Origin of the sequence: Hymenobacter metallicola (assembly GCF_004745645.1) — a bacterium.
GTDB lineage: Bacteria > Bacteroidota > Bacteroidia > Cytophagales > Hymenobacteraceae > Hymenobacter > Hymenobacter metallicola.
The window spans coordinates 717,555-739,210 of the sequence record NZ_SRMB01000001.1 but is presented as its reverse complement, the minus strand read 5'-3'; the positions used below and the strand labels follow the sequence as shown (position 1 = coordinate 739,210).

Annotated in this window: 22 protein-coding genes; 7 read left to right on the top strand and 15 right to left on the bottom strand. The window is 59.1% G+C overall.

Going from position 1 to position 21,656, the window contains the following annotated elements; translation table 11 throughout:
- Positions 1 to 279 precede the first annotated feature (279 nt).
- Together E5K02_RS03100 and nagB are read right to left on the bottom strand one after the other, a co-directional pair.
- Entirely contained in the window at positions 280 to 1,566 is a 1,287-nt protein-coding gene (locus tag E5K02_RS03100; protein WP_135391969.1) for a sugar MFS transporter, read from the bottom strand.
- A 134-nt stretch (positions 1,567 to 1,700) separates the two neighbouring features.
- Entirely contained in the window at positions 1,701 to 3,617 is a 1,917-nt protein-coding gene (gene nagB / locus E5K02_RS03095; RefSeq protein ID WP_135391967.1) for a glucosamine-6-phosphate deaminase, read from the bottom strand.
- A 579-nt stretch (positions 3,618 to 4,196) separates the two neighbouring features.
- Here nagB and E5K02_RS03090 point away from each other — a divergent pair.
- A complete protein-coding gene (locus tag E5K02_RS03090; protein WP_135391965.1) occupies positions 4,197 to 5,285 on the top strand; it encodes a LacI family DNA-binding transcriptional regulator in 1,089 nt (362 codons plus the stop codon).
- An 18-nt stretch (positions 5,286 to 5,303) separates the two neighbouring features.
- Here the strand turns inward: E5K02_RS03090 and E5K02_RS03085 are convergent, their stop codons facing one another.
- Positions 5,304 to 5,813 carry a hypothetical protein gene (locus tag E5K02_RS03085; protein ID WP_135391963.1) on the bottom strand — a complete coding sequence of 170 codons (510 nt, stop codon included), beginning with the start codon at positions 5,811 to 5,813 and terminating at the stop codon, positions 5,304 to 5,306.
- Between the two features lie 233 nt (positions 5,814 to 6,046).
- Here E5K02_RS03085 and E5K02_RS03080 point away from each other — a divergent pair, with 233 nt between their 5' ends.
- Complete coding sequence (locus E5K02_RS03080; RefSeq protein WP_135391961.1) at positions 6,047 to 6,562, top strand: FKBP-type peptidyl-prolyl cis-trans isomerase; 516 nt, start codon at positions 6,047 to 6,049, stop codon at positions 6,560 to 6,562.
- Between the two features lie 55 nt (positions 6,563 to 6,617).
- On the opposite strand, the gene E5K02_RS03075 is transcribed toward E5K02_RS03080, so the two are convergent.
- Together E5K02_RS03075 and E5K02_RS03070 are read right to left on the bottom strand one after the other, a co-directional pair.
- Positions 6,618 to 7,343, bottom strand: a complete 726-nt coding sequence (locus tag E5K02_RS03075) for an aspartyl/asparaginyl beta-hydroxylase domain-containing protein (protein ID WP_167856269.1) — start codon at positions 7,341 to 7,343, stop codon at positions 6,618 to 6,620.
- 78 nt (positions 7,344 to 7,421) lie between these two features.
- Complete coding sequence (locus E5K02_RS03070; RefSeq protein ID WP_135391957.1) at positions 7,422 to 8,039, bottom strand: acyl carrier protein phosphodiesterase; 618 nt, start codon at positions 8,037 to 8,039, stop codon at positions 7,422 to 7,424.
- 119 nt (positions 8,040 to 8,158) lie between these two features.
- Here E5K02_RS03070 and E5K02_RS03065 point away from each other — a divergent pair, with 119 nt between their 5' ends.
- Both E5K02_RS03065 and E5K02_RS03060 read left to right on the top strand, forming a co-directional pair.
- Positions 8,159 to 8,665 carry a pyridoxamine 5'-phosphate oxidase family protein gene (locus E5K02_RS03065; protein ID WP_135391955.1) on the top strand — a complete coding sequence of 169 codons (507 nt, stop codon included), beginning with the start codon at positions 8,159 to 8,161 and terminating at the stop codon, positions 8,663 to 8,665.
- A gap of 128 nt (positions 8,666 to 8,793) precedes the next feature.
- Positions 8,794 to 9,486: a spheroidene monooxygenase gene (locus tag E5K02_RS03060; RefSeq protein WP_240737130.1), complete on the top strand. Its 693-nt coding sequence runs from the start codon at positions 8,794 to 8,796 to the stop codon at positions 9,484 to 9,486.
- Between the two features lie 69 nt (positions 9,487 to 9,555).
- On the opposite strand, the gene E5K02_RS03055 is transcribed toward E5K02_RS03060, so the two are convergent.
- A complete protein-coding gene (locus E5K02_RS03055) occupies positions 9,556 to 10,566 on the bottom strand; it encodes an LLM class flavin-dependent oxidoreductase (protein ID WP_135391953.1) in 1,011 nt (336 codons plus the stop codon).
- 126 nt (positions 10,567 to 10,692) lie between these two features.
- On the bottom strand, positions 10,693 to 11,226 hold the full coding sequence (locus E5K02_RS03050; RefSeq protein WP_135391951.1) for a hypothetical protein: 534 nt from the start codon (positions 11,224 to 11,226) through the stop codon (positions 10,693 to 10,695).
- 270 nt (positions 11,227 to 11,496) lie between these two features.
- On the opposite strand from E5K02_RS03050, the gene leuS reads away from it, so the two are divergent.
- Entirely contained in the window at positions 11,497 to 14,274 is a 2,778-nt protein-coding gene (gene leuS, locus E5K02_RS03045) for a leucine--tRNA ligase (RefSeq protein WP_135391949.1), read from the top strand.
- A 243-nt stretch (positions 14,275 to 14,517) separates the two neighbouring features.
- Here the strand turns inward: leuS and E5K02_RS03040 are convergent, their stop codons facing one another.
- The 6 genes from E5K02_RS03040 to E5K02_RS03020 form a co-directional block, all read right to left on the bottom strand.
- Positions 14,518 to 15,732 (bottom strand): Bcr/CflA family multidrug efflux MFS transporter, encoded by a 1,215-nt coding sequence (locus E5K02_RS03040; RefSeq protein WP_135391948.1) that lies wholly within the window; start codon positions 15,730 to 15,732, stop codon positions 14,518 to 14,520.
- 160 nt (positions 15,733 to 15,892) lie between these two features.
- Positions 15,893 to 16,543 (bottom strand): NAD(P)-dependent oxidoreductase, encoded by a 651-nt coding sequence (locus E5K02_RS03035; protein WP_135391946.1) that lies wholly within the window; start codon positions 16,541 to 16,543, stop codon positions 15,893 to 15,895.
- Positions 16,544 to 16,622: 79 nt separating this feature from the next.
- Positions 16,623 to 17,054, bottom strand: a complete 432-nt coding sequence (locus E5K02_RS03030; RefSeq protein ID WP_135391944.1) for an Rrf2 family transcriptional regulator — start codon at positions 17,052 to 17,054, stop codon at positions 16,623 to 16,625.
- Positions 17,055 to 17,190: 136 nt separating this feature from the next.
- The gene (locus tag E5K02_RS03025; RefSeq protein WP_135391942.1) at positions 17,191 to 17,559 is read right to left on the bottom strand and encodes an MmcQ/YjbR family DNA-binding protein; all 369 of its coding nucleotides are present in this window, start codon (positions 17,557 to 17,559) and stop codon (positions 17,191 to 17,193) included.
- 73 nt (positions 17,560 to 17,632) lie between these two features.
- On the bottom strand, positions 17,633 to 17,809 hold the full coding sequence (locus E5K02_RS25440; RefSeq protein WP_167856268.1) for a DUF6728 family protein: 177 nt from the start codon (positions 17,807 to 17,809) through the stop codon (positions 17,633 to 17,635).
- A 127-nt stretch (positions 17,810 to 17,936) separates the two neighbouring features.
- Positions 17,937 to 18,686, bottom strand: coding sequence for a phytanoyl-CoA dioxygenase family protein (locus E5K02_RS03020; protein WP_135391940.1), 750 nt, complete (start codon positions 18,684 to 18,686; stop codon positions 17,937 to 17,939).
- A 344-nt stretch (positions 18,687 to 19,030) separates the two neighbouring features.
- Here E5K02_RS03020 and E5K02_RS03015 point away from each other — a divergent pair, with 344 nt between their 5' ends.
- Positions 19,031 to 19,486, top strand: a complete 456-nt coding sequence (locus E5K02_RS03015) for a nuclear transport factor 2 family protein (protein WP_135391938.1) — start codon at positions 19,031 to 19,033, stop codon at positions 19,484 to 19,486.
- Positions 19,487 to 19,490: 4 nt separating this feature from the next.
- Here the strand turns inward: E5K02_RS03015 and E5K02_RS03010 are convergent, their stop codons facing one another.
- Both E5K02_RS03010 and E5K02_RS03005 read right to left on the bottom strand, forming a co-directional pair.
- The gene (locus E5K02_RS03010) at positions 19,491 to 19,811 is read right to left on the bottom strand and encodes a DUF6984 family protein (protein ID WP_394346412.1); all 321 of its coding nucleotides are present in this window, start codon (positions 19,809 to 19,811) and stop codon (positions 19,491 to 19,493) included.
- A gap of 115 nt (positions 19,812 to 19,926) precedes the next feature.
- A complete protein-coding gene (locus E5K02_RS03005) occupies positions 19,927 to 20,580 on the bottom strand; it encodes an HAD family hydrolase (protein WP_135391934.1) in 654 nt (217 codons plus the stop codon).
- 144 nt (positions 20,581 to 20,724) lie between these two features.
- Between E5K02_RS03005 and E5K02_RS03000 the strand changes: the two genes are divergently transcribed.
- Positions 20,725 to 21,654 carry a DUF389 domain-containing protein gene (locus E5K02_RS03000; RefSeq protein WP_135391932.1) on the top strand — a complete coding sequence of 310 codons (930 nt, stop codon included), beginning with the start codon at positions 20,725 to 20,727 and terminating at the stop codon, positions 21,652 to 21,654.
- The last annotated feature ends 2 nt before the right edge of the window (positions 21,655 to 21,656 follow it).

Below are 21,656 nucleotides of genomic sequence, written 5' to 3'. Positions count from 1 at the left end.
GCGGCTGCGAACAGTTATGTTCCAAACATAGATTTCCTTCGACGAGGAAACAAGTACTAGATCGAAAATATGTGTGCGCACACGCAAATAGTATGTAGTTTGAGTGGCCGCACACGCACAGTATTTTCAACTTAATAGTGCTATTAGGGCTAGCTGGCTGGTGAAGTAGAAGCCGGCATCGTCTATTAGAATATTCATTTATTAGTGATATAACTTTTTTCCTTACTTAGTCCAGCTTCAGTTCCCAACGGATAGTACTGTTCAACCGGCCTGAGTAATTTAGCTGACGGGCACTGCATACTTCAGCCGGGTTTTCACTTGGTAAGCATACCCCTTCAGGCCAAAAAACAAAATGTAGAGGTAGCAGGGAATCAGCAGCAGATACGCCTGCTGCAGGCCGACATTTTCACCCAACCAGCCGTAGAGATAAGGCAGGATGGCTCCTCCCCCAATGCCCATTATCAGCAGCGCTGAGCCCCGCTCGGTAAAGGCCCCCAGCCGCTGAATGCTAAGCGGAAAGATAGCCGGCCACATCAGCGAGTTGGCCAGCCCCAGCAGGGCCACCAGCAGCACCGACGCGTAGCCATGGGTACATACAATCCCAATGGTACAGCCCACCCCTACCAGGGCGCAGATGCTTAGGGCCGTCTGCTGATCCACATACCGCGGAATCGTGACCACACCAATGACGTAGCCCACGAGCATGGCTATCAGGGTCAAAGAGGTGAAGTTGCGGGCCACATCGAGGCTTATGCCCTGGGTCCGGCCGTACTGAGTAATCGTGTCGCCGGCAATGACTTCTACCCCTACGCAGCAGAAAATAGCCAGCACGCCCAGCAGCAGGTGCGGAAACTGAAACACGCTGTGGGCCGGCTCCTGGCTAGCTTCAAGCGGGTTTTCCGGCCGCGGGTCAATTTCGGGCAGGCTGGAAAGCCGGATCAGCCCGGCCAGCCCTACCAGCCCCACCGCCATGCACACGTAAGGCAGTATTACCCGGTCGGCCAACTGCTGGAGCAGGACGTTTTTCTCTGCCGCCGAGGTTACGGCCGCTAGTTGAGCTTCCAGCGCAGTAGCGCCCTTGAGCACGACGGCCCCGATAATGACCGGACTCAGGGCACCCGCCACTTTGCTACAGATGCCCATGATGCTGATGCGCTGGGCGGCACTTTCCAGCGGCCCCAGAATGGTTGCGTAGGGGTTGGAAGCCGTTTGCAGCAAGGCCAGGCCCGCCCCCTGCACAAACAGCCCGAGCAAAAACAGCCCAAACGAGCGGGCCTGGGCGGCCGGTACAAATAGCAGCGCCCCGGCCGCCATAACTACTAGCCCCAGCGCCATGCCGTTCTTAAAGCCGGTTTTCTGCAGAATGACCGATGAGGGGACCGCCAGAAAAACGTAGGCAATGTAGAAGGCAAACGTGACCAGCAGCGCCTGCGAGTACGTCAGTTCGCAGGCTAGCTTCAAAAACGGAATCAACGTGCCGTTGAGCCAGGTGATAAACCCGAAAATAAAGAACAGGGCGCCGATAATTGCCAGCGGGGGCACGACGCGAGTAGAAGCTTGTTTCATAGGTCAGAAAGGGTTGGGCAGGTGGCCAGCAGGGCATAGCGGTGGCAGGAACAGCCGCTTTTAGGTAGCGGCTGCTCAGAAAACAGCTTATTTCCGGCCGGTGGTGGGTTTTCTAGAATTTTTCGGGGCCAGCGTTAAAACCGGTGGCGGACGAAAGCCTCCATGGCTTCGTATTCGGCTAGGCCGAGCTTGTCATAAAGTTTGGCGGTGGTGTGGTTGCGGTCCTCGGAGCGCTGCCAGAACTCGCGCTTATCGTTGCCGGGGAATACGGCGCTGTCTTTCTGCGACTGATGCTTGAAAATGGCTTTACGCTTGCGCAGCAGCTCTTCCGGACTGATGGGCACGGCCATTTCAATTTCTTCCACGTCCCACTCCTGCCAGGCGCCTCGGTACAGCCACAGGTTGCAGTCTTCCACCCAGGCTTCTTTACCCTTCAGGCGGGCCAGGGCCGCAAAAATGGCGTCTAGGCACACCCGGTGGGTACCGTGCGGGTCGCGCAGGTCCCCGGCCGCGAAAATCTGATGGGGCTTTATCTGCTGCAGAATATCAACCACGGCCTGGATATCGGCTTCGCCCAGGGGCTTTTTCTTTACCTGCCCGGTTTCGTAAAACGGCATGTTCATGAAGTGCACATTCGGCTCCTTGACGCCGCAGAAGCGGCAGGCAGCGGCCGCCTCACCTTTGCGGATGAGAGCTTTAATATCCTGCACCAGCGGGCTGTCTTCCTCTCCTAGCTTTTTATGGCGTAAAAACTCGACTACTTTGTCGTGCTCCTGCTGCATCTGGGCCACGCCCACATTCATTTTTTGGGCGAAATCGAGGGCAAAATCCGCGTAGCGGCGGGCGTCATCGTCGAACACGGCAATGTTGCCCGAGGTCTGGTAAGCTACGTGCACATCGTGGCCCTGGTCAACGAGGCGCAAAAGCGTACCGCCCATGCTGATAACGTCGTCGTCGGGGTGAGGGCTGAAAATCAACGACCGTTTAATCGCCGGTTCAGCCCGTTCAGGGCGGTGGGTATCGTTGGAATTCGGTTTGCCGCCGGGCCAGCCCGTGATGGTGCGCTGAATGGCGTTAAATACCTTTAAGTTAAGATTATAGGCATTGCCGGCTTCCACCAGCAGGTCGCTCAGGCTGCCGTCCTTGTAGTCTTCGTCGGTCAGTTTAAGAATGGGTTTCTGAGTTTTCAGGCTCAGCCAAATTACTGCCCGTCGAATCAGGTTGTCGTCCCAGCTGCACATGCCCACCAGCCAGGGCGTCTTAACCCGGGTCAGCTCGGTGGCGGCCCACTGGTCGACGACCACCGCCACGCGCGGGTGCAGCTGCAGAAAGGAAGCCGGTACCTCATCCGAAACCCGGCCCTCCACCGTTTTATGCAGGATTTTGGCCTTGCCCTCGCCCCAGGCCATGAGCATAATCTTACGGGCCTTCATAATGGTGCCCACACCCATGGTCAGGGCCCGGAGCGGCACGTATTCTTCCTTAATAAAGTCCTTGGCCGCATCAGTGATAGTTAGCGGATCGAGCTTTACCAGGCGAGTAGTAGAGGTGATGGCTGAGCCCGGTTCATTGAAGCCAATATGGCCGGTGCGGCCAATGCCCAACAACTGCAGATCAAGCCCGCCGCACTCCTCAATCTGCTTCTCGTAGGCCTGGCAATAGTCCTTAACCTTATCGATGGGCAGGGTACCATCCGGAATATGAATGTTCTGAGGCAGAATATCAATATGCTTAAACAGATGCTCGTGCATGAAGTAGACGTAGCTCTGTAGCTCGTCGGGCTGCATTGGGTAGTATTCATCGAGGTTAAAGGTGATGACATTGCGGAAGCTCAGTCCCTCCTCACGGTGCAAACGCACCAGTTCCCGGTACACGCTGATGGGCGACGAGCCGGTAGCTAGGCCCAGCACGACCATCTCGCCCCTGCGCTGCTTGCTGCGAATCAGCTCGGCAATTTCGTAGGCTAGGGTAACAGCTCCCTCCTGGGCATCGTCAAAAATAGTGACCGGGAGCTTTTCAAAAGTGGTTTCAGGATAATTGAGGACTTCCATTGCGGCCTTTCGTATTTAAAAGTGAGAGATTTTAAGAACGAGGCAAGAGGTGGCCATTCCGGGCGGTCCACCCCATGGTGAAACCATCCTATAGAGAGCGGCAGGTCAGTAAGCCGGGCGTAGTATTACTAGCGGAGCTAGATAATCTGTATAGGTGTAGAGGGCAGGAAAAGAATAGGATTTTCCTGGCACTTACTATAGCATCTAAGTCAAACGTAGGCAACCTTCCCAACTAATGCAAGCAAAGCAATGAAAAAATGTGCGCGCACACGCAAAATATTTCTTGTGTGAGTGGGCGCACACGCACAGTACCATCTAATTCTTACTATATTTAGTTGACCAAGCAGTCTTAGTAGGAAAAAAACCAGACACTACATTCGCTCTTTGAGCGCAAATGAGGTGGTCGAGCAACCACAGAAGATGGCAAGTAAAGCCGCTGTGGTGCTGGCTCCGCGACTGCTCCTACTCTTACTTTTCGTCTTCTTACAAGCGTAGCATCGAGTTCGGCGGCACTTGTCGCCTAGGTGTTACCTTCGTGATATCTTTGGCATTGTTTACCAAATAAGCGCAAGGACCCCCATGAAGAAAAACGCGGTGCGCATCAAGGACATTGCAGCTAAAGCCAATGTCTCGGTAGGAACAGTAGACCGCGTGCTACATAACCGGGGCCGGGTGGCGGAGGATGTGCGGCAGAAAGTGCTGGCGATGATGAAGGAAATGGAGTACGAGCCCAATATGATTGCGCGCACGCTCGGCTCCAACCGTACCTACCAACTGGCTGTGCTCCAGCCCGATCATACCCTGGACCCCTATTGGCAAGCTCCCTGGAATGGCATCGAAAAGGCGGCCCGTGAACTAAAGCAATACGGGTTGAACATTGTGGTGTATCCGTATAATCTAACCCAGGTGGAATCGTTTCGGGAGCAGGCCGAAATAGCTACCCAGGCCCGCCCCGACGGTATTCTTATTGCCCCGCTGTTTTACCGGGAGTCGCTGACCTTCTTCGAGCAGTGGCAGCAAAAGAGCATTCCCTACGTGTTATTTAACACGTATATCGCCGAGCTGCAGCCCCTGAGCTACGTGGGGCAGGATTCGTATCAGAGCGGTTTTCTGGCGGGCAAACTGGTGCATATCGGGCAAACGGAGCCCGGCACCTTCCTGATTGCGCACATCGCCGAAGATATTGCCAATTCCGCCCATATTACTCAGAAAGAGCGCGGCTTCCGTGACTACTTTGCCCAACTGCCTACCGCCCCGGACTCGGCTGCTCTAGACCAGCCGAAGAGTCCGCACACGGTGCTCAGCGTGGACCTGCCCCATCCCGCCGATCCGTCGTTTGCCCGGCTGCTCAACCGGCTGCTGGATGAGGCGCAAACCCAGCTCAAGGGAATTTTTGTCAGTACTTCCAAGGCCTACGAAATAGCACCCTACCTGCAGGCCTACCGCCGCGAGGACATCCGCTTGGTAGGCTATGATCTGCTGGAAAAGAACATTCACTTCCTCAACGAGGGCGTGATTGACTTTTTGATCAATCAAAACCCCAAAAAACAGGGCTACCGGGGCATCTACGCTCTGGCCGACCTGCTGATCTTCAAGCAAGAGGTGCAGCGGCTGAAGTACCTGCCGCTTGATATTATCACCCGGGAAAACCTGGACTACTACCTGTAGCTGTTGCGGCTATCAAGCCTAGAGTTGCAACCCAACGGTATTCGTGCTAGTGGAAACCCAGCCGTGCACCGGATACAGGTCGCTATAAACCCTTTGCTGGTTTGGCAGCTGGGTAATTATCTGGTAGAAGGTCGAGAAATAATAGCGCTGGCTGGTCGAATCATAGTGCCCGGTCCCCTGACCAATTTGCTTAGCCTTCTGGCCTGAATTGCGCAGTCCATAGGCCAGGGAAAGCTTCTCAATGGAACGCTGCGCCGGATTCAATTTCATTTCCAGAAGCAGCGTTCCCACTGAGTCTCGCCTGCAGATTACGGAAGCTGTGTAGTTGGCCGGTTCAGCCGCAATCGGCTGGATTGCCATTTCTCGGTACGGCTTGTTCGGGTCCGGGTCCAGCGACTCTGCTTGCCCGGCAGATACAGTAGTAGAAGCTGGTGCCGTGGTAGTTACTCCGGGCTCGTGGGTCGAAACACACTGGCTTAGCAGCACTCCGGACACGCTGAGCAAACAGGCAAGCAGGTGGATACGCATAATGAACTAGTGGAATAGGATTGGATAAAAACGGCTTGCCGAAAGTAGCTGAATCCGCGCAACTGGAGGGCCGGGGTGCGGCAAAATTAGCTGATCCACAACCTTGCCCCTTGGCTTTGGGTATGTACTAGCTAAGTGTATACGTAGTGCCGGACCGATTTACAGGCCTTTTCCGTAACTAGCCGCCCTAAACTGTTTTTTCACCCAACCCGGATACCTAATCCACCCCGATTATGGCCCAGATCAGCCCCAATAAAGTCGTCACCATCACCTACGACTTGAGCGTGACCGACGAAAATCAAGAAAAAGTGTTGGTAGAATCGGCCGAGGCCGAGGCACCCATGGTATTCCTCTTTGGCCAGAGCGGCCTGCCTGAGGAGTTCGAAAGCCAGCTCAGCGGCAAAAGCGCCGGCGACGCCTTCAACTTCTCCCTGACCCCCGAGCAAGCCTACGGCGACTACGACCAGCAAGCCGTGGTCGATATCCCGAAAAATGTCTTTGAAATCGACGGCAAAATCGACGAGGAAATGCTGCAGGAAGGCAATTTCCTGCCCATGGCCGACAATCAGGGCAACCACATGCAGGGTAAAATCGTCGAAATCGGCGCCGACACCGTGAAAATGGACTTTAACCACCCCCTGGCCGGTATGGTTATGCACTTCGACGGGAAAGTAGCCGCCGTGCGCGACGCCACCCAAGAAGAACTGGCCCACGGCCACGTCCACGGCGAAGGCGGCCACCACCACTAGGCCGCTGCCACTTGTTGATACAAAAAACGGGGCCTTCGGGCCCCGTTTTTTGTTTTTATGCTTGCCCACCCGCTAGTGCAGCCTGCATTTCATCGGCCAGCTTGTCGGCGGTAGCTGTTTGCAGCAGGCGCAGCTGGGCAATAATTTTCCGTTGGTCGTCTCGGCTGTGCTGCTCGACTAGTCCGGGTGTTGCCCGGTGCACCACCCGGTGCCGGGGGGCGAGGAAATAGCTGCGGAGCCACTCGTTGACGATGCCGTCGATAACCAAGTGGACCCGGGCGGTGCGCCCCTCGTTTTTGACGTGGTGGGGCCGAGAGAGGTTGAGATACCAACAGCTGCCTTCTTCCATTACCAGGCGCTCCTCCTCCAGGTAAAACTGTAGCTGCGGGTTGGTTAGCACCGGAATGTGGAGGCGCACCTCGCCCTGCTCGAAATTAAGGTCCGGGTCGCGGTGCGGCTTAATGACCGCGCCGGGGGCTAGCTGCATAAACCGGACGGCGGTTTTCTCAATTTGAAAAAAATCGAGTACTTCTTTTGTGTAGGGGCACTGGGCTAGCAGGGGCGTATCGTGAAACAACTCTGCGCCCGGCAGCCAGCCGGGGTGGTTGGCGGCGTTGTTGGTGGGTAGCCCGTGCAGGGCGCGCAGTTGCAAGGTCTGCCAGCTGCCCTCGTAGCCGCCGCGGTTGTAGTGAGCCTGCCACAGCGTGGTTGCCAGCTGGGCTACTTCCTGCTGCAGTCGGGCCGCGTCAAACTGTTGGTCGAATTGAATGTACTGTATCACTGCTGCCAAGGAAGGGGTTGAACACAATCACCATAGACCACTGCTATTACGCCACCATCTGCACGGCCGGCCAGACAATCAGGGCATAAGCCTGACGAGCTCCTGCGCCACTCCCGCCCGCAGCTCCGGCCAAAACTCCCGAAAATCGGCCTCGTAGGCGGGCAGTTCCCGCAGAAACGCGGCGGCACCCGTCGCCAACACGGCCCCGCTGGGGGCACGGCGGCTGAGGCCCAGCAAGGCCCGCTCTAGGCCTTGGGGCTTGGCATACCCCGTCAGCCAATCGTCGCGGCGCATGTACTGGAGCATGTGCTGCAGGCGGTCGGGCAGCTCCTGGCGGCGGGCGTGCAGCAGGGCGTAGAGGCGCTGGCTAAACTCGGGCAAGGGCTCGGCGGAATGAAACTGGGGGAAGTAGCGGGCCAGCAGGTGGTCGTAGCCCACGTCGGCCACTACGCCGGCCCATTTGCCCAGGCCGGCCTGGCGCAGGCGGGCCGTGGTGCGGCGCACTACCGGGTGCGAATCGGTAAAGGAGTCGATGAAGCGGTGCAGATGAATGCCGCGCTGCACGCTGGCCGGGTAGGCCTGCACCTGGGCCCGGCCCCGCACGGCCTCGGCGGCGAAGTTGCCGATGACAAGGTCCTCGTAATCGGGCGTGGCGGCGGGGGCGCCGGAGAGCAGCAAGTGGGCCAGAAAATTCATGGCAGGCAAAGTACTGGAAAACTGCGGCAACCACCCCCGCCCAGCCCAACTGTAGAACCTTCCCCTGCCCCGCCCGTACTTCCTTGCACAACCCTTACACTACCAAAACCCTAGATACTATGGCCGAGCAAGTAGCCGTTAGCCACGATGTCACCAAGCTCGTGGAGCGCATTAAAGACATCAAAATTGCCATGATGACCACCGTGGAGCCCAGCGGGGAGCTGCATAGCCGCCCGATGTACACCCACGAGCCCGAGGAAGACGGCACGCTGTGGTTCTTCACCGAAAAAGACTCCGCTAAAATCGACGAGGTCAAGCAGGAGCGCCACGTCAACCTGGGCTACTCCAAGCCCGATCAGAACCTGTACGTGTCGATTTCGGGCACTGCAACAATTGTCAACGACCGGCAGAAAATCAAGGACTTGTGGAGCGAAGGCCTGCGCGCCTGGTTTCCCAAAGGCTCCGACGACCCAAACATTTCCCTGTTGCGCGTCGATATCAACCGCGGCGAGTACTGGGACCAGCCCAGCAACGTGCTGGTGCGCGCCTTCGGCTACGTGAAGGCCGTCACGACCGGCGAGCGGTACCAGCCCACCGGCGACGAGCATGCCAAGGTGAACCCCTAATTCGGAGACCTTGAAGTGCATCCAAAGGGCCGGAAGCAATTCCGGCCCTTTTTTGTTGTTTTGATGCGCGCACCAGCTACGTTGCTTGTCGCCGCGCTGGCCTTGGGATCTTAAAATCTCCTTTTCTCTTGCTCACCACCCTGTCCATTATTACCCTGCTACCCAACAATACCCGGTGGGCCCTGGCTCAGATGGGCACGGCCCAGCAGCCGCTCCGCCGGGTGCCGGGGCTGCGGTTTCAGAAACTGCTGGGTAGCGGGGCCGGCGGTTTTGGGGCCCTGCCCAACTTGCGGCGCTATGGCTTTATGGCCGTTTGGGACTCAGCAGAGGCGGCGGCGCAGTTCTTTGCAACTCACCCACTCTGGCAGCAGTACCAGCAGCGGACCCAGGAAATCTGGACGGCCGAGCTAGCCCCGCTCAAATCGCATGGTCTCTGGGACGGAGTCAACCCTTTCGATTATCAAGCTGAGGATGCCGGCGCCGAAGGGCCGGTCGCCGTGCTGACCCGGGCCTCCATCCGCTGGACGAAAGCACTGCGCTTCTGGCGCTACGTGGCCCCCACAAGTGCAACCGTAGCGCAGGCGCCGGGGGTGCGGGCAGCCATTGGGCTGGGCGAGTTGCCGGTGGTTCGCCAGGCCACCTTTAGCCTCTGGGAATCAGCGCAGGCTATGCAGCACTACGCCTACCGTAGCGACAAGCACAAGGAAGTAATCCGGCTCACGCGCCAGGAAAACTGGTATGGGGAGGAGCTGTTTGCGCGTTTTCGCGTGCTGGCTAGTGTAGGCACCCTGGACGGAAAAAACCCGCTGACCGGGGTATAGCCGGCGCAACGGGTTTCTGATTTCGGGGCGGGCCAGCCCTGCCGATGAAAATAACACTAGAAAACCACCTTACTCCTGCCACTGGCTGATGTCACTCAGTATTTTGTAGGAGCGCAGCCGGGCTGAGTGGTCGTAGATGTGCGACACGGCCAACAACTCGTCCACTTGGGTGAAGCGCAGAAAGTTCTGCAGTTGCTGCTGCACTGTAGTAGGCCCCCCGATAAAGGAATAAGCCATCATCTGCCCCACGGCCTCTTCTTCCAGATCATTCCACAGGCCCTGCATGCTCGGCACTGGCGGCTGCAAAGGGCGCGACGTGCCCCGGATAATGTTCAGGGCAAACTGGTAGAACGAGGTAGCCAGCCGCTCGGCCTCGGCATCCGAGTCGGCCGCAATGACATTGACGCAGGCCGCAGCATAGGGTTTATCCAAATGCTCGGAAGGCTGGAAGGAGTTGCGGTACAGCTGCAAAGCGGCCTGCAGGTGGGTGGGGGCAAAATGACTGGCAAATGCAAACGGCAAGCCCAGCATGCCCGCCAGCTGGGCGCTGTAAGTACTGGAGCCCAACAGCCACATCGGAATGTCAAGCCCCTCGCCCGGCATGGCCCGCACCCGGCTCGTGCGGTTGTCGGCCGAGAGGTAGGTTTGCAGTTCCTGCACCTGCTCCGGGAAGTCGTTTACGGCCCCGTGGGCGTCGCGGCGCAGGGCCCGGGCCGTGAGCGGGTCGGTGCCGGGGGCGCGGCCCAGCCCTAGGTCGATGCGCCCTGGGTACAAGGAGGCCAAGGTGCCAAACTGCTCGGCCACCACCAGCGGGGCGTGGTTGGGCAGCATCACCCCGCCCGAGCCGACCCGGATAGTGGAAGTGCCGCCGGCAATGTGGCCAATGAGCACGGCCGTGGCCGAGCTGGCAATGCTGGCCATGTTGTGGTGCTCGGCCAGCCAGTAGCGGGTATAGCCCCACTGCTCGGCGTGGCGGGCCAGGTCCAGGCTGTGGCGGAATGTATCGGCAGGCGTTGATCCTTCGAGAATGGCGGCCAAGTCCAGAACGGACACGGGCACGCGGGAGCTATGGTTGGGCATTATCTACTTGCTTAAAGCCTGCACAACCGCCGGCCGGGCGCGGTTGTTTGGCCCAGCCGCCTAGCTGAGGCATGCAAAAGGCCCGGCGGTGGGCCGGGCCTTGCAGCAAGAATCAGGAAAGCTGCTCTAGCTCCCGATGGGAGCAGCTTTAGTCGTCGGCTGGTTTTTCAAGGCCTGCTTCATTTCTTTCTCCTTGAGCTTCTTGCAGGTCAAGACGACGATGGCGTCGTTGCTCATGGCGTTTTCGTCGTAGCTCATGTGCACCTTCTTGCCGTTCCAGGCGTAGCGCTGGGCAAAGGCGCTGCTGCGCGTGCCTGTGCCAGCCTTCTGCTGTAGGGCGGCCAGCATAGCCCGGCTGTTTTTTATTCCCTGGGCCTTAATCAGAATCACACTGAGCTTGCCCTGATAAAAGCCGTAGGTCACGTCGGCCACTTCGCCCTCACCCAGGGTTTTGGGCTCCGACTTGCGGCGGTAATAGCGCGTCTGACCCGCAGTTTCGGCCAAGGCCAGGTCGCGGAAGGCACTGGTATCACTCTCAAAACGCGCGCCGCGGTAACCGTATGTTTCGTCCAGGGCCTGGAGGCTGGCCGGCGCCTGCTGGGCGAGCAGGGGCGCACTGCTCAGCAGTAGCAGGCCGGTTAAGGTAGAGTAGAGCTTCATTAAAGACAACTTAGAAGTAGCACAGAGCGTCGTAAGTCGGCAATATAGGCCCAACAGTACAATTTGGCACACCCTACTTAGCAGAACCCTATAAAACACCACCCGAACCAGGCAAAATACCCGGCCGACGGTCCGAGGCGCGCTTTTGCCCGGCTTAGAGCATTCCTGGCCCGCCACGCTGGCAAGCCCTAATCTTGGCAAGAATTACCCTTTCCCGGCATTTCCGCTTAATTTCGCCAGTTCAGCAAGTAACCACCTAATCGGAAGCCCATGCCCGGCTATAGTCCCCAGGAAATTGAGAAGAAGTGGCAAGCCCACTGGAAAAATAACGGCACCTTCAAGGCCGATAATAACTCGCAGAAGCCCAAATACTACGTCCTCGACATGTTCCCCTACCCTTCAGGGGCAGGCTTGCACGTGGGCCACCCGCTGGGCTACATTGCCTCCGACATCGTGACGCGCTACAAGCGCCTGCAGGGCTTCAACGTGCTGCATCCCATGGGTTTCGACTCTTTCGGCCTGCCCGCCGAGCAGTACGCCATCCAGACCGGCCAGCACCCCGAAAAAACCACCCGCGAGAATATTGCCCGCTACATCGAGCAGCTCTCGGCCCTGGGCTTCAGCTACGACTGGAGCCGCGAGGTCCGCACCTCCGACCCTTCGTACTACAAGTGGACGCAGTGGATTTTCCTCAAGCTCTTTAATAGCTGGTACAACCTCGACACCGACCGCGCCGAGCCCCTGAAAACCCTGCTCGACAAGTTTGCCGAAGGCGGCAGCCAGGGCGTACGCGCCGCCGGCGACGAAGAGGAGCGCCACGATTTCACGGCCGGCCAGTGGCAGATGTGGAGCGAAAAGCAAAAGCTCCAGGCCGTTCACCCCTACCGTTTAGCCTATCAGTCAGATACTTACGTCAACTGGTGCGCCGGTTTGGGCACGGTATTGAGCAACGACGAAGTAAAGGACGGCCTCTCCGAACGCGGAGGATTCCCCGTGGAACGTCGGCTGATGCCCCAGTGGAACCTGCGCATCACGGCCTACGCCGACCGCCTGTTACAGGGCCTCGACCACATCGACTGGCCCGAAGCCGTGAAGGAAATGCAGCGCAACTGGATTGGCAAATCCATCGGCGCTGAAGTCACCTTCCAGGTGCAGGGCCACGAGCAGGCCCAAATCAAGGTGTATACGACCCGCGTCGATACCATCTACGGCGCGACTTTCCTGGTGCTGGCGCCCGAGCACGAGTTGGTAAAGGAGTTGACCACACCCGAGCAGCAGGCCGAAATTCAGGACTACATCGACGCCACCAAGCGCCGCTCGGAGCGCGACCGGATGGCTGACACCAAAACGGTATCGGGCGCCTTCACCGGAAGCTACGGTATCAACCCGTTCAGCAACGAGCCCATCCAGATCTGGATTGCCGACTACGTACTGGCCGGCTACGGCACCGGCGCCGTGATGGCCGTGCCCAGCGGCGACCAGCGCGACTACGTGTTTGCCAAGCATTTCGGCCTGCCCATCGTGCAGGTCGTGGACCAGCAGCAGATTGAGGAGCAGGCCGACCCGACCAAGGAAGGCAAATACCTGCACGGCCTCATCCAGGGCCAGGACTACAAGCAAGCTACCCAAACCCTGATCCAGCAGCTCGAGGAGCGCGGCATCGGCAAGGGCAAAACCAACTTCCGCATCCGCGACGCCATCTTCGGCCGGCAGCGCTACTGGGGCGAGCCCATTCCGATTTATTACAAAGACGGCGTGGCCTACGGCGTCGCCGAAGAAGACCTGCCCCTGGTGCTGCCCGAAATCGATGAGTACAAGCCCACCGAAACCGGCGAGCCGCCCCTGGGCCGCGCCAAGGACTGGAAGTACAAGGGCCAGTACGAGTACGAGCTGAGCACCATGCCCGGCTGGGCCGGCTCCTCGTGGTACTTCCTGCGCTACATGGACCCGCAGAACTCGGAGCGGTTCGTGGGCCAGGAAGCCGAGCAGTACTGGCAGAATGCAGATTTATATCTTGGTGGGGCAGAGCACGCTACGGGCCACTTGCTCTACTCCCGCTTCTGGCACCTGTTCCTCAAAGATCTGGGCCTGGTAACGGCTGCCGAGCCCTTCCAGAAGCTCATCAACCAGGGCATGATTCTGGGCCGTTCGAACTTCGTGTACCGCATCAACGGCACCAACACGTTTGTAACGGCCGGCAAGAAAGACCAGCACGAAACCACCGCTTTGCACGTCGATGTGAACATCGTAGAAAACGATGTACTCGATATTGAAGCCTATAAAAAGTGGCGTGACGAGTACGCTACGGCTGATTTCATCCTTGAAGACAACGGCACCTACGTTTGCGGCGTCGAGGTCGAGAAAATGTCGAAGTCGAAGTACAACGTGGTAAGCCCCGACGTGCTGATTGATCGGTACGGGGCCGACGCGCTGCGCTTGTACGAAATGTTCCTTGGCCCCCTGGAGCAGTTCAAGCCCTGGAATACCAACGGCATGAGCGGGGTGGCGGGCTTCCTCAAGAAGCTCTGGCGCCTCTACCACCCCCAGGATGGCGACTTTGCCGTAACCGACGAAGCAGCGACGCCGGCCGAGCTGAAGGCTTTGCACAAGGCCATCCGGAAGGTAGAAGAGGACATCGAGAAGTTCTCGTTCAACACCACCGTCAGCGCCCTGATGATTACGGTGAACGAGCTAACCGCCCTCGACTCGCACAAGCGCGCCATCCTGGAGCCCCTCACCATCCTGATTTCGCCCTACGCGCCCCACCTGGCCGAAGAACTCTGGGTAAAGCTGGGCCACGAGGCCGGCAGCATCAGCTCGGCGCAGTACCCCGAGTTCAAAGAGGAATACCTGGTGGAAGACACCGTGAACTACCCCGTAGCCATCAATGGCAAAGTGCGCGAAACCCAGCAGTTTGCCGCTGCCGCCACCGCCGCCGAAATCGAAGCCGCCGTGCGGGAATCCGGTTTCCTGGCGCGGTTTGCCGAAGGCAAGGAGCCCAAGAAGTTCATCGTCGTGCCCGGCCGCATGGTGAACGTGGTAGTTTAGTTTTACCACCGCTTAGCAGCAAAAAGGCCCGCTGGATTCTCCAGCGGGCCTTTTTGTCTGTCCTGGCGAGGCCGCAGGACGAAGCCATCCGTCCTCTGCGCAGGTAGGCACAGCCCTTACCCAGAAAGCCCTAACGTCTGCTCAAGCGTTAGGGCTTTTCATGTAAGAGAGCTTAGTACATTTTAGAGGACGGATGGCCACGGCCTGCGGCCTCGCAAGGACACGGGGTTTAGGCTTTATCTATCACGCCGCAACTTGCTGTGCCTTCACCTTATGATTTCCCACCATTGTTCTGAAGATTAAGACACTGGCTGCAGAGCAAGCGGTGATAGTGGCGGCCATGGGTAAGGCGGTATTATTGGCTAAAACACTGACGCTGATGGCGGCCAGGGCCCCGCAGCTGTACATGAGCGTACCCATCAGGGCCGAGGCGCTGCCGGCCTGCTTACCGTGGTGCATCATGGCCCCAGCTGTGGCGTTGGGTACGGCCAGGCCCACGCAGCCCACGGTGCAAAACAGCGGCACGGCAATGCCATAGATGCCCAGCCAGCCCGTGCTGGCCATCAGCAGCAAGACCAGAGCCGCGCCGAAGTAGAACACCGTCACGGCCCGCAGAATCTGCTGGAAGGTAAAACGTTTGAGCAGCAGGTTGTTGACCTGGGAAGCGGTGATAATACCGGCTGCATTGAGGCCGAAGAGAATGCCAAACTGCTGCTCACTCAGGCCAAACAGCTTCATGAACACGAACGACGAGCCGGTGATGTAGGTAAACATGCCGCCCTGTACCATGCCCGCCGTTAGGGCATAACCCACAAACTCTTTGTCGCGCAGCAGGGCGGCGTAGGTGCGAAACGAATTGCGCACGGCCACCGGGTTGCGGCGCTCAGCGGGCAGGGTTTCGGGCAACACCAGGACAATGAAAATCAGCGTAATAGCCGCCAGTACGGCCAGTAGCCCAAAGATGTAGCGCCAGTCGAAATGGGCAATAATGAGGCCGCCCACGGTGGGCGCCAGAATCGGGGCCACGCCCATGATGAGCATCAGGGTGGAAAATACCTTGGCCGACTCGTTGCCGTCGAACCGGTCGCGCACGATGGCGCGGGCCAGCACCATACCCGCGCAGCCGCCCACGGCCTGCATAAACCGCACGGCGACGAGGCCATCGACGGAAGTAGCAAAGGCGCAGCCCACCGCCGCTACGCCGTAGAGCAGCATGCCCGCCAGCAGGTTGGGCTTGCGGCCCAACTGGTCGGCCAGCGGCCCGTAGAGCAGCTGGCCCAGGGCTATGCCAATGTTATAGGAGGCCAGGGTAAACTGCACGGCCGAAATCGGGACGCCAAACTCGCGGGCAATGGCCGGAAACGCGGGCAGGTACATATCGATGCTCATAGGCCCGAAGGCCGTGAGCAGGCCCAGCAGCAGAATCAGGCTGGTGTGGCCGGTAAGCGGTTTGCGCATCAGGGTGGAAATGAGAGCCGAAAAGCCAAGCCGTCAGGCACAGCTGCGGCGGCAGCTACACCTGACGGCTTGGGAAGAACAGAGAAGCGTGCCGGGCACGACCTACAACGCAAAGGTCGGCAGCGGACTCGGCAACACCATCCGTTGGGCTTGGCTAAACTTAGTAAGCGGCCGTAAAACGCTGCCGGCTAAAGCGCGGCTGCTCCAGCTCGTCGAGTACGGCCACGGCCAGATCTTCCCCCGACAGCACGCTGCGGCCGTTTTCGTCAAACACGGGGCTTTCGGTACCTACGCGGTAGTGGCCCGTGCGGCCCTTGTCGATGCCCCGGTGCATCTCGATGGCCGGGCTGAAGAAGGTCCAGTCGAGCGTGGTGTTGTGGCGCAGCCGGTTCAGGTAGTCGCGGGCGGCGGTGGCCCCGGGCTTGTACTCAGCCGGAAACTGCGGGCCGTCGACCAGCTGCTGCCCATTGATGTAGAGGCTACCCGCCCCGCCGATAACGACCAGACGCGGCACTCCCGATTTTTCGGTTGCCGCTTCAATATCTTGGCAGCCCTGCAGGAAGTCCTGGTAGAGGTTGGGATTAGTCCAGCCCGCGTTAAAAGCGTTGAGCACCACATCATGCCCCGCCAGCTGGGCCGCCAGCTCGTCTACTTTCGTGGCGTCGCCGGTTACCACGGTCAGGTTTTCGTGCTGCTGGGCAAGCTTGGCGGGGTCGCGCACAATGGCCGTTACCTGGTGGCCGCGGTTCAGGGCTTCATGCAGCAGGTTCGAGCCCACAAATCCGGTGGCTCCAATCAAGGCAATTTTCATAGAATGAGAAAGTAAAAAAGGTGAAAACAAGACACATTGTAACAAAAGCAGTTACAATTAAAGGCAAAAAAAAAGACCCTCAGGCTTTGGCCACAATATCGGTCGTGACCTGCTGCAGCGTAACCCCGGCCAGCACCTGCTCCAGGGCGGTTTGGGCCCGTTGCAGGGTATCATCCAGGGCCGACTGAATATTACGACCCACCAGGCAGGCCGGGTTGGGCTTGTCGTGGACGCTGAAGAGCTGGCCTGCTTCCACCACCTCCACGGCCCGGTACACTTCCAGCAGGGTAATGGCCGCCGGCCGGCGCGTCAGAAAGGTGCCGCCCGCGGCGGGGCGCACTTCCACCAGGCCCGCCTTTTTCAGCTGCCCCAGCAGGCGCCGGATCACCACGGGGTTGGTGTTCACGCTGCCCGCCATCCGCTCCGACGTCAGCAGCACGTCATTTTCCTGCTGCAAGGCCAGCAGGGACAACACGTGAACGGCGACGGAAAAGCGGCTGCTGATCTGCATGGTAAAGGTAAGCCAGCTACGTTGCTCCTGACTTCGAGGCAAAGGTAGCACTGTAACCAGCAATGTTACAATACTGTTCAAAAAATAAGAAGTGAAGCGTCAGCTCCACCTCCCGAATGTTTCTGCCGTTGACGTTTCAGGCTTGCTCCTGCTCTGCCTCCCTGAGTTCTTCCCGCAGCTTTTTAGGCAAAGAGGCCCGCACCAGGTCATAAGAATGGTCAATCAACTCGCGCAGCTGCCCGGCGGGAATGCCCGTTCCTACCAGCACCGTGTTCCAGTGCTTTTTGTTCATGTGGTAGCCCGGCAGTACGTAGTCGTGCTGTTCGCGCAGCTCCACGGCCCGCTCCGGGTCACACTTCAGGTTGATGCTGCCAAAGGTGTCGATATCGGTCAGGGCGAAGACCTTACCGCCCACCTTAAACACGAGCGTTTCAGGGCCAAAGGGCGTTTCTTCGGTCACCCCGGCCTTGAGCAGGCAGTAGTCGCGGAACTCTTCAATATGCATGGCGTCAGGGCAGCAAAAAGCAACGCCCTGCCGGTGGAGCTATTTCCGCCGGCAGGGCCGCTAGATCTATTGGTTAGCGCATAAACAAGCGGTAGAGCACCACGCACAAGCCGACCAGAAACATGGCCATACTGAGCTTGTTGATAAAGTGCATCGTGCGCAGGTTGAAATTGGTTTTGCGGTTGGGGTCGTTCTTCCGGAAGAAGTATCCGAGGGCTGGACCAAAATTAAACAGGTTGCGGCCGTCCATATCAGTGGGCTTTAAGTACAAAGAAAGAACACTCCGCGGGGCAGAATGATTTGCCGGAAAGGTAAATAGATTCAACAAAATACCTTGCATTGGGCCCTAATGGTGGCACTACGATACCCGCTGCTGACTAAGTAGAGCTACGCGGCGGGCTGGGCACCAGGGCTTGCTTTTCGCGCCACTCGACTCCTGGCGGAAGCTCCAAAGAGGAAAATTCCAAGTGCAGCACCCGGCGGCTATGGCTGCTCGTGCTGCGGTTGGAGGCGTGCAACAACAGTGGCTTCATCAGCATGGCGCCGCCGGCGGGCACCGGGCACAGAACTGGAGCGGCCGTAAGTTCGGGTAGTTCGGCACTGTGAATCGGCCCCCGCCGGTGCGAACCGGGCACCACCTTCAGGGCTCCATTGCGGGCATCGCAGCTATCGAGGTGAAGGCGGATGGTACAGATATTTTCCAGCACCGGCTGCGGCGGCTGCACGGCTATGCCTTCAGACTTTACGGTCCAGGGGCCGTAACCGGGCAGGTCGGCTCGGCAGTCCACACTAATCATCAGATCCTGGTGCCAGGCAACCACCCAGTTGGAATGGGCGGGCTTATCAAAGTAGATGGACTTCACCAGGTGGCAGCCACCGGGAAACAAGGCCGCCAGCAGCGTCGGCAGCGCCGAAGCGGCTAGTATGGGCTGCAGAGCGGGTATTTCGGCCAGCACCGCCCGAATAGCAAACAGATCCTGGCTGCGTCGGAAATTACTACCCGTAACGGGGGCCGCCTCAATGGCCCGGAGCAAGGCGGCCGTTTCGGCGGCTGTCAGCACGTTTGGCAATACTGCAAAGCCCTCGGTACGAAGTGCTAAGGATAATTCAGGAGCGGATACGTGCATACGAAGCAGGACAATGTGCTAAGGGCTGGCAATCTACGGGCAAATAACCATTGACAGCCCGTTCCCAACGAATGCAAGAAGCCGCTTTCCTTGCAAGTGAGGTGCTTGGCAGACTATTCCTGCGCTAGGGCAAAAGCTGGTGTAGCGGGCCCCGCCAAGTAGGTCAGCTACGGAGTTACGAGTTCTCGGATTCCGGCAAGTGGGTGTACTGCTTAGCATTCAGGCGCCGCAGCAGTGGCGACTCATGGCCGGACGTAGCATTGGGTGTTGGCGCAGCAACAGTGCAACTCTGCCCGCACTTACGTTTCTTTTCCCAACCGTAACCATCACGTCAGCCTCTCTCCATGAAGAAACTTCTCCCCGGCCTGTTGCTCACCTGCTCTTCGGCGGCTTATGCCCAACAAGCGGCCCCGGCCGAAAAAGAGGCTGTTAAGCAAACTATTACCCGCTTTTTCGACGGCATGCGCAAAGGCGACAGCACCATGGTACGCAGCACCCTGGCCCCGGGCGTGGTGCTGCACACGATTGGGAGCCGCAACGGGGTGCAACTAGGCAGCGAAAAAGCCTCGGAGTTTCTGAAACTGGTCGGCACGCCCCATAAGGAGGTTTACGATGAGCGCATTACCTTCGAGCAGGTGCTGATAGACGCCAACCTGGCCAGCGTCTGGACGCCCTACCAGTTCTACGTGGGCTCCAAGTTCAGCCACTGCGGCTACAACTCGTTTCAGCTGGTGAAGTACGCGGCGGGCTGGAAAATTGTGCACATCATCGATACCCGGCGCAAGGACGGCTGCCAGTAGGGCGTTAAAAAGCCGGAATGCGCCGCAGGGGCGTGTCATCGACCTTCCAGCAGTCCAGTTCATACAGCTCGCCCTGCTCATCGAGGTAGAGCGACACGAACACCGGCACACCGTCTTCGTCCAGAAAGCGGGTGCCGGCCACCTTTTCCCCCAGCCGGCGGTTGGGCAGTGCGCTAACAAAGCGCAGACTGCCGGTTTGACCAGGCTCCAGCTCGGTTACTTCAGCCGAGTACAGAATCGTGAGTAGCCGCTCGGCAGCGGGCGTGCCGCGCAGCATAAACATGAGCAAGCTCAGCTCAGGTAGTTTCAACGCCCGGGTGGCCATCCGACAAGTCTCCTTATCTAGGTCTAGTGTTGCCTTGCATACGTAGCCGGGTCGGAAATGGGTAGGCCCCCTAAATAAGTAGGTTCACGCGCCTTCCGGAACCCTAACGCCGGAGCTACAACGCCTGAATCACGGCCGCGCTCAGCTGTCCCAGATCCACTACGACTTGGTCGGCGTGGTGCAGGTCCTGGCCGGTGGAATGCTCGCTCTGGTACCCGATACACCGCATGCCGGCCGCTTTGGCCGCCGTTACGCCGTTGGCCGAATCTTCAATGACCACGCAGTGCGCCGGCGCCACGCCCGCCAGCCGGGCCGCGTACAGGAAAATGGCCGGATCGGGCTTGGAACGCGGAAAATCTTCCCCACTGACCAGGTTGTCGAAGTACGGGTAGAGGCCAAAGCGGGTAAAGACGCGGGCAATGGTTTCCTTGGAGGCCGACGAAGCCAGCTGCAGCGGGATGCCGGCTTGGTGCAGGTCTTCAATCAGGGCCCGGGCGCCGGGCAGCAAATCCAGCGCCGTCGATTCGTCGAAAGACTTGCCAAACAGCTCCCGCTTGCGTTGAATCAGGGTTTCGACTTCCTGCGGTAATCCAAACTGCTCTTTGAGCTGCTGGTACACGTTGCGCGTCGAGGCGCCCAGAAATGTGGCGTATTCCTCGGCCGTCATGGGAATGCCCAGCTCGGCGAAGTGGCGAAAAAAGGCGTCGTGGTGGAGCGGCTCGGTGTCGACCAGCACGCCGTCCATATCGAAAATGACGGTTTGAATCATGCAGCAAAGTGGGGTGGCGGGCAAAGGTAGTAATCCGGCCGGGTTGGGCCGCGGCCGCCTAAAAAACGAACAGCCGGGACCTGCGGCCCGTACACCGGCCTAGTGTTCAGCTGCCCGCGGCGGCATTTCTACCTCCTATCTGCTATGCATCGTACCCTGGAAATTACCGTACCGGCGGCGGTAACAGACTCGCTTTGTCAGGAATTAACCGCCCTGCAGGAAGTTATTGGCCTCAGCGTGCAGCCCGGCGCCTCCCGCAAGCCCATCGGCGACGTGCTGGTGGTGCACGTGCTCAACCGCGGGGCCGACGAGGTGCTGCGCCGGGCCCGGGCGGCGGTGGCTTCCGAGAATGACCTGAGCGTGGTGACGAGCGAGGCCGCCAGCTTTATTGCCCCGGCCGAGCACAAAACCATTGTCGATGACAAAGATGAGGCTATCTGGGAAGAGGTAGAAAGCGGCCTGCGCCACCAGGGGGCCATTACCACCAACTATCTGCTGCTCATGGCCCTGGGCGGCCTGATCTGCGCCGTAGGCTTGGTGTCGGACCCTGTACCGCAGGCCATAGCCTTCGTGGCCTCGGCCATCATTGCCCCCGGCTTCGACCCCATGACCAAAGTACCCGTGGGCCTGGCCCTGCGGCGCTGGATTGTGGTATGGCGCGGCCTGCAGTCAGCACTGGCGGGCTACGCCGTGCTCATTGGCACCGCCGCCCTGACCATGTACGTGCTCGTAGCCACCGGCGAAACCACGGAAGCGAAGCTGGCCACCAACCCCGAAGTGCTACACCTGCTGCACCCGAAGTGGATGGAGCTGCTGGTAGCCGGGGCTGGGGCCCTGGCCGGCGTGGTGATGCTGGCCGCCTACCGCCGCAGCTTCCAGGCCGGGCCCCTGATTGCCATGGCCTTTATTCCGGCCGCCGCCCTGATTGGGGCCGGCCTGGCCGTGGGCCGCTTCGATCTGGCCCTGGAAGGCCTGCAGCGCTTCGGCGCCGACTGGGGCTTTATCGTGGGGTTGGGCGTGCCATTTTTCTGGATGAAGCAGCAGTTTCTGCACCGCCGCCGACCGATTGTGTAGCC

Bases quoted from the DNA above. Each gene is read 5' to 3' on its own strand.
- E5K02_RS03080 (WP_135391961.1), top strand. From the start codon at position 6,047: ATGGCCCAGATCAGCCCCAATAAAGTCGTCACCATCACCTACGACTTG.
- E5K02_RS03070 (WP_135391957.1), bottom strand. From the start codon at position 8,039: ATGAATTTTCTGGCCCACTTGCTGCTCTCCGGCGCCCCCGCCGCCACG.
- E5K02_RS03100 (WP_135391969.1), bottom strand. From the start codon at position 1,566: ATGAAACAAGCTTCTACTCGCGTCGTGCCCCCGCTGGCAATTATCGGC.
- E5K02_RS03035 (WP_135391946.1), bottom strand. From the start codon at position 16,543: ATGAAAATTGCCTTGATTGGAGCCACCGGATTTGTGGGCTCGAACCTG.
- E5K02_RS25440 (WP_167856268.1), bottom strand. From the start codon at position 17,809: ATGGACGGCCGCAACCTGTTTAATTTTGGTCCAGCCCTCGGATACTTC.
- E5K02_RS03050 (WP_135391951.1), bottom strand. From the start codon at position 11,226: ATGAAGCTCTACTCTACCTTAACCGGCCTGCTACTGCTGAGCAGTGCG.
- E5K02_RS03065 (WP_135391955.1), top strand. From the start codon at position 8,159: ATGGCCGAGCAAGTAGCCGTTAGCCACGATGTCACCAAGCTCGTGGAG.
- E5K02_RS03020 (WP_135391940.1), bottom strand. From the start codon at position 18,686: ATGCACGTATCCGCTCCTGAATTATCCTTAGCACTTCGTACCGAGGGC.
- E5K02_RS03040 (WP_135391948.1), bottom strand. From the start codon at position 15,732: ATGCGCAAACCGCTTACCGGCCACACCAGCCTGATTCTGCTGCTGGGC.
- E5K02_RS03015 (WP_135391938.1), top strand. From the start codon at position 19,031: ATGAAGAAACTTCTCCCCGGCCTGTTGCTCACCTGCTCTTCGGCGGCT.
- nagB (WP_135391967.1), bottom strand. From the start codon at position 3,617: ATGGAAGTCCTCAATTATCCTGAAACCACTTTTGAAAAGCTCCCGGTC.
- leuS (WP_135391949.1), top strand. From the start codon at position 11,497: ATGCCCGGCTATAGTCCCCAGGAAATTGAGAAGAAGTGGCAAGCCCAC.
- E5K02_RS03030 (WP_135391944.1), bottom strand. From the start codon at position 17,054: ATGCAGATCAGCAGCCGCTTTTCCGTCGCCGTTCACGTGTTGTCCCTG.
- E5K02_RS03005 (WP_135391934.1), bottom strand. From the start codon at position 20,580: ATGATTCAAACCGTCATTTTCGATATGGACGGCGTGCTGGTCGACACC.
- E5K02_RS03000 (WP_135391932.1), top strand. From the start codon at position 20,725: ATGCATCGTACCCTGGAAATTACCGTACCGGCGGCGGTAACAGACTCG.
- E5K02_RS03010 (WP_394346412.1), bottom strand. From the start codon at position 19,811: ATGGCCACCCGGGCGTTGAAACTACCTGAGCTGAGCTTGCTCATGTTT.
- E5K02_RS03085 (WP_135391963.1), bottom strand. From the start codon at position 5,813: ATGCGTATCCACCTGCTTGCCTGTTTGCTCAGCGTGTCCGGAGTGCTG.
- E5K02_RS03090 (WP_135391965.1), top strand. From the start codon at position 4,197: ATGAAGAAAAACGCGGTGCGCATCAAGGACATTGCAGCTAAAGCCAAT.
- E5K02_RS03055 (WP_135391953.1), bottom strand. From the start codon at position 10,566: ATGCCCAACCATAGCTCCCGCGTGCCCGTGTCCGTTCTGGACTTGGCC.
- E5K02_RS03025 (WP_135391942.1), bottom strand. From the start codon at position 17,559: ATGCATATTGAAGAGTTCCGCGACTACTGCCTGCTCAAGGCCGGGGTG.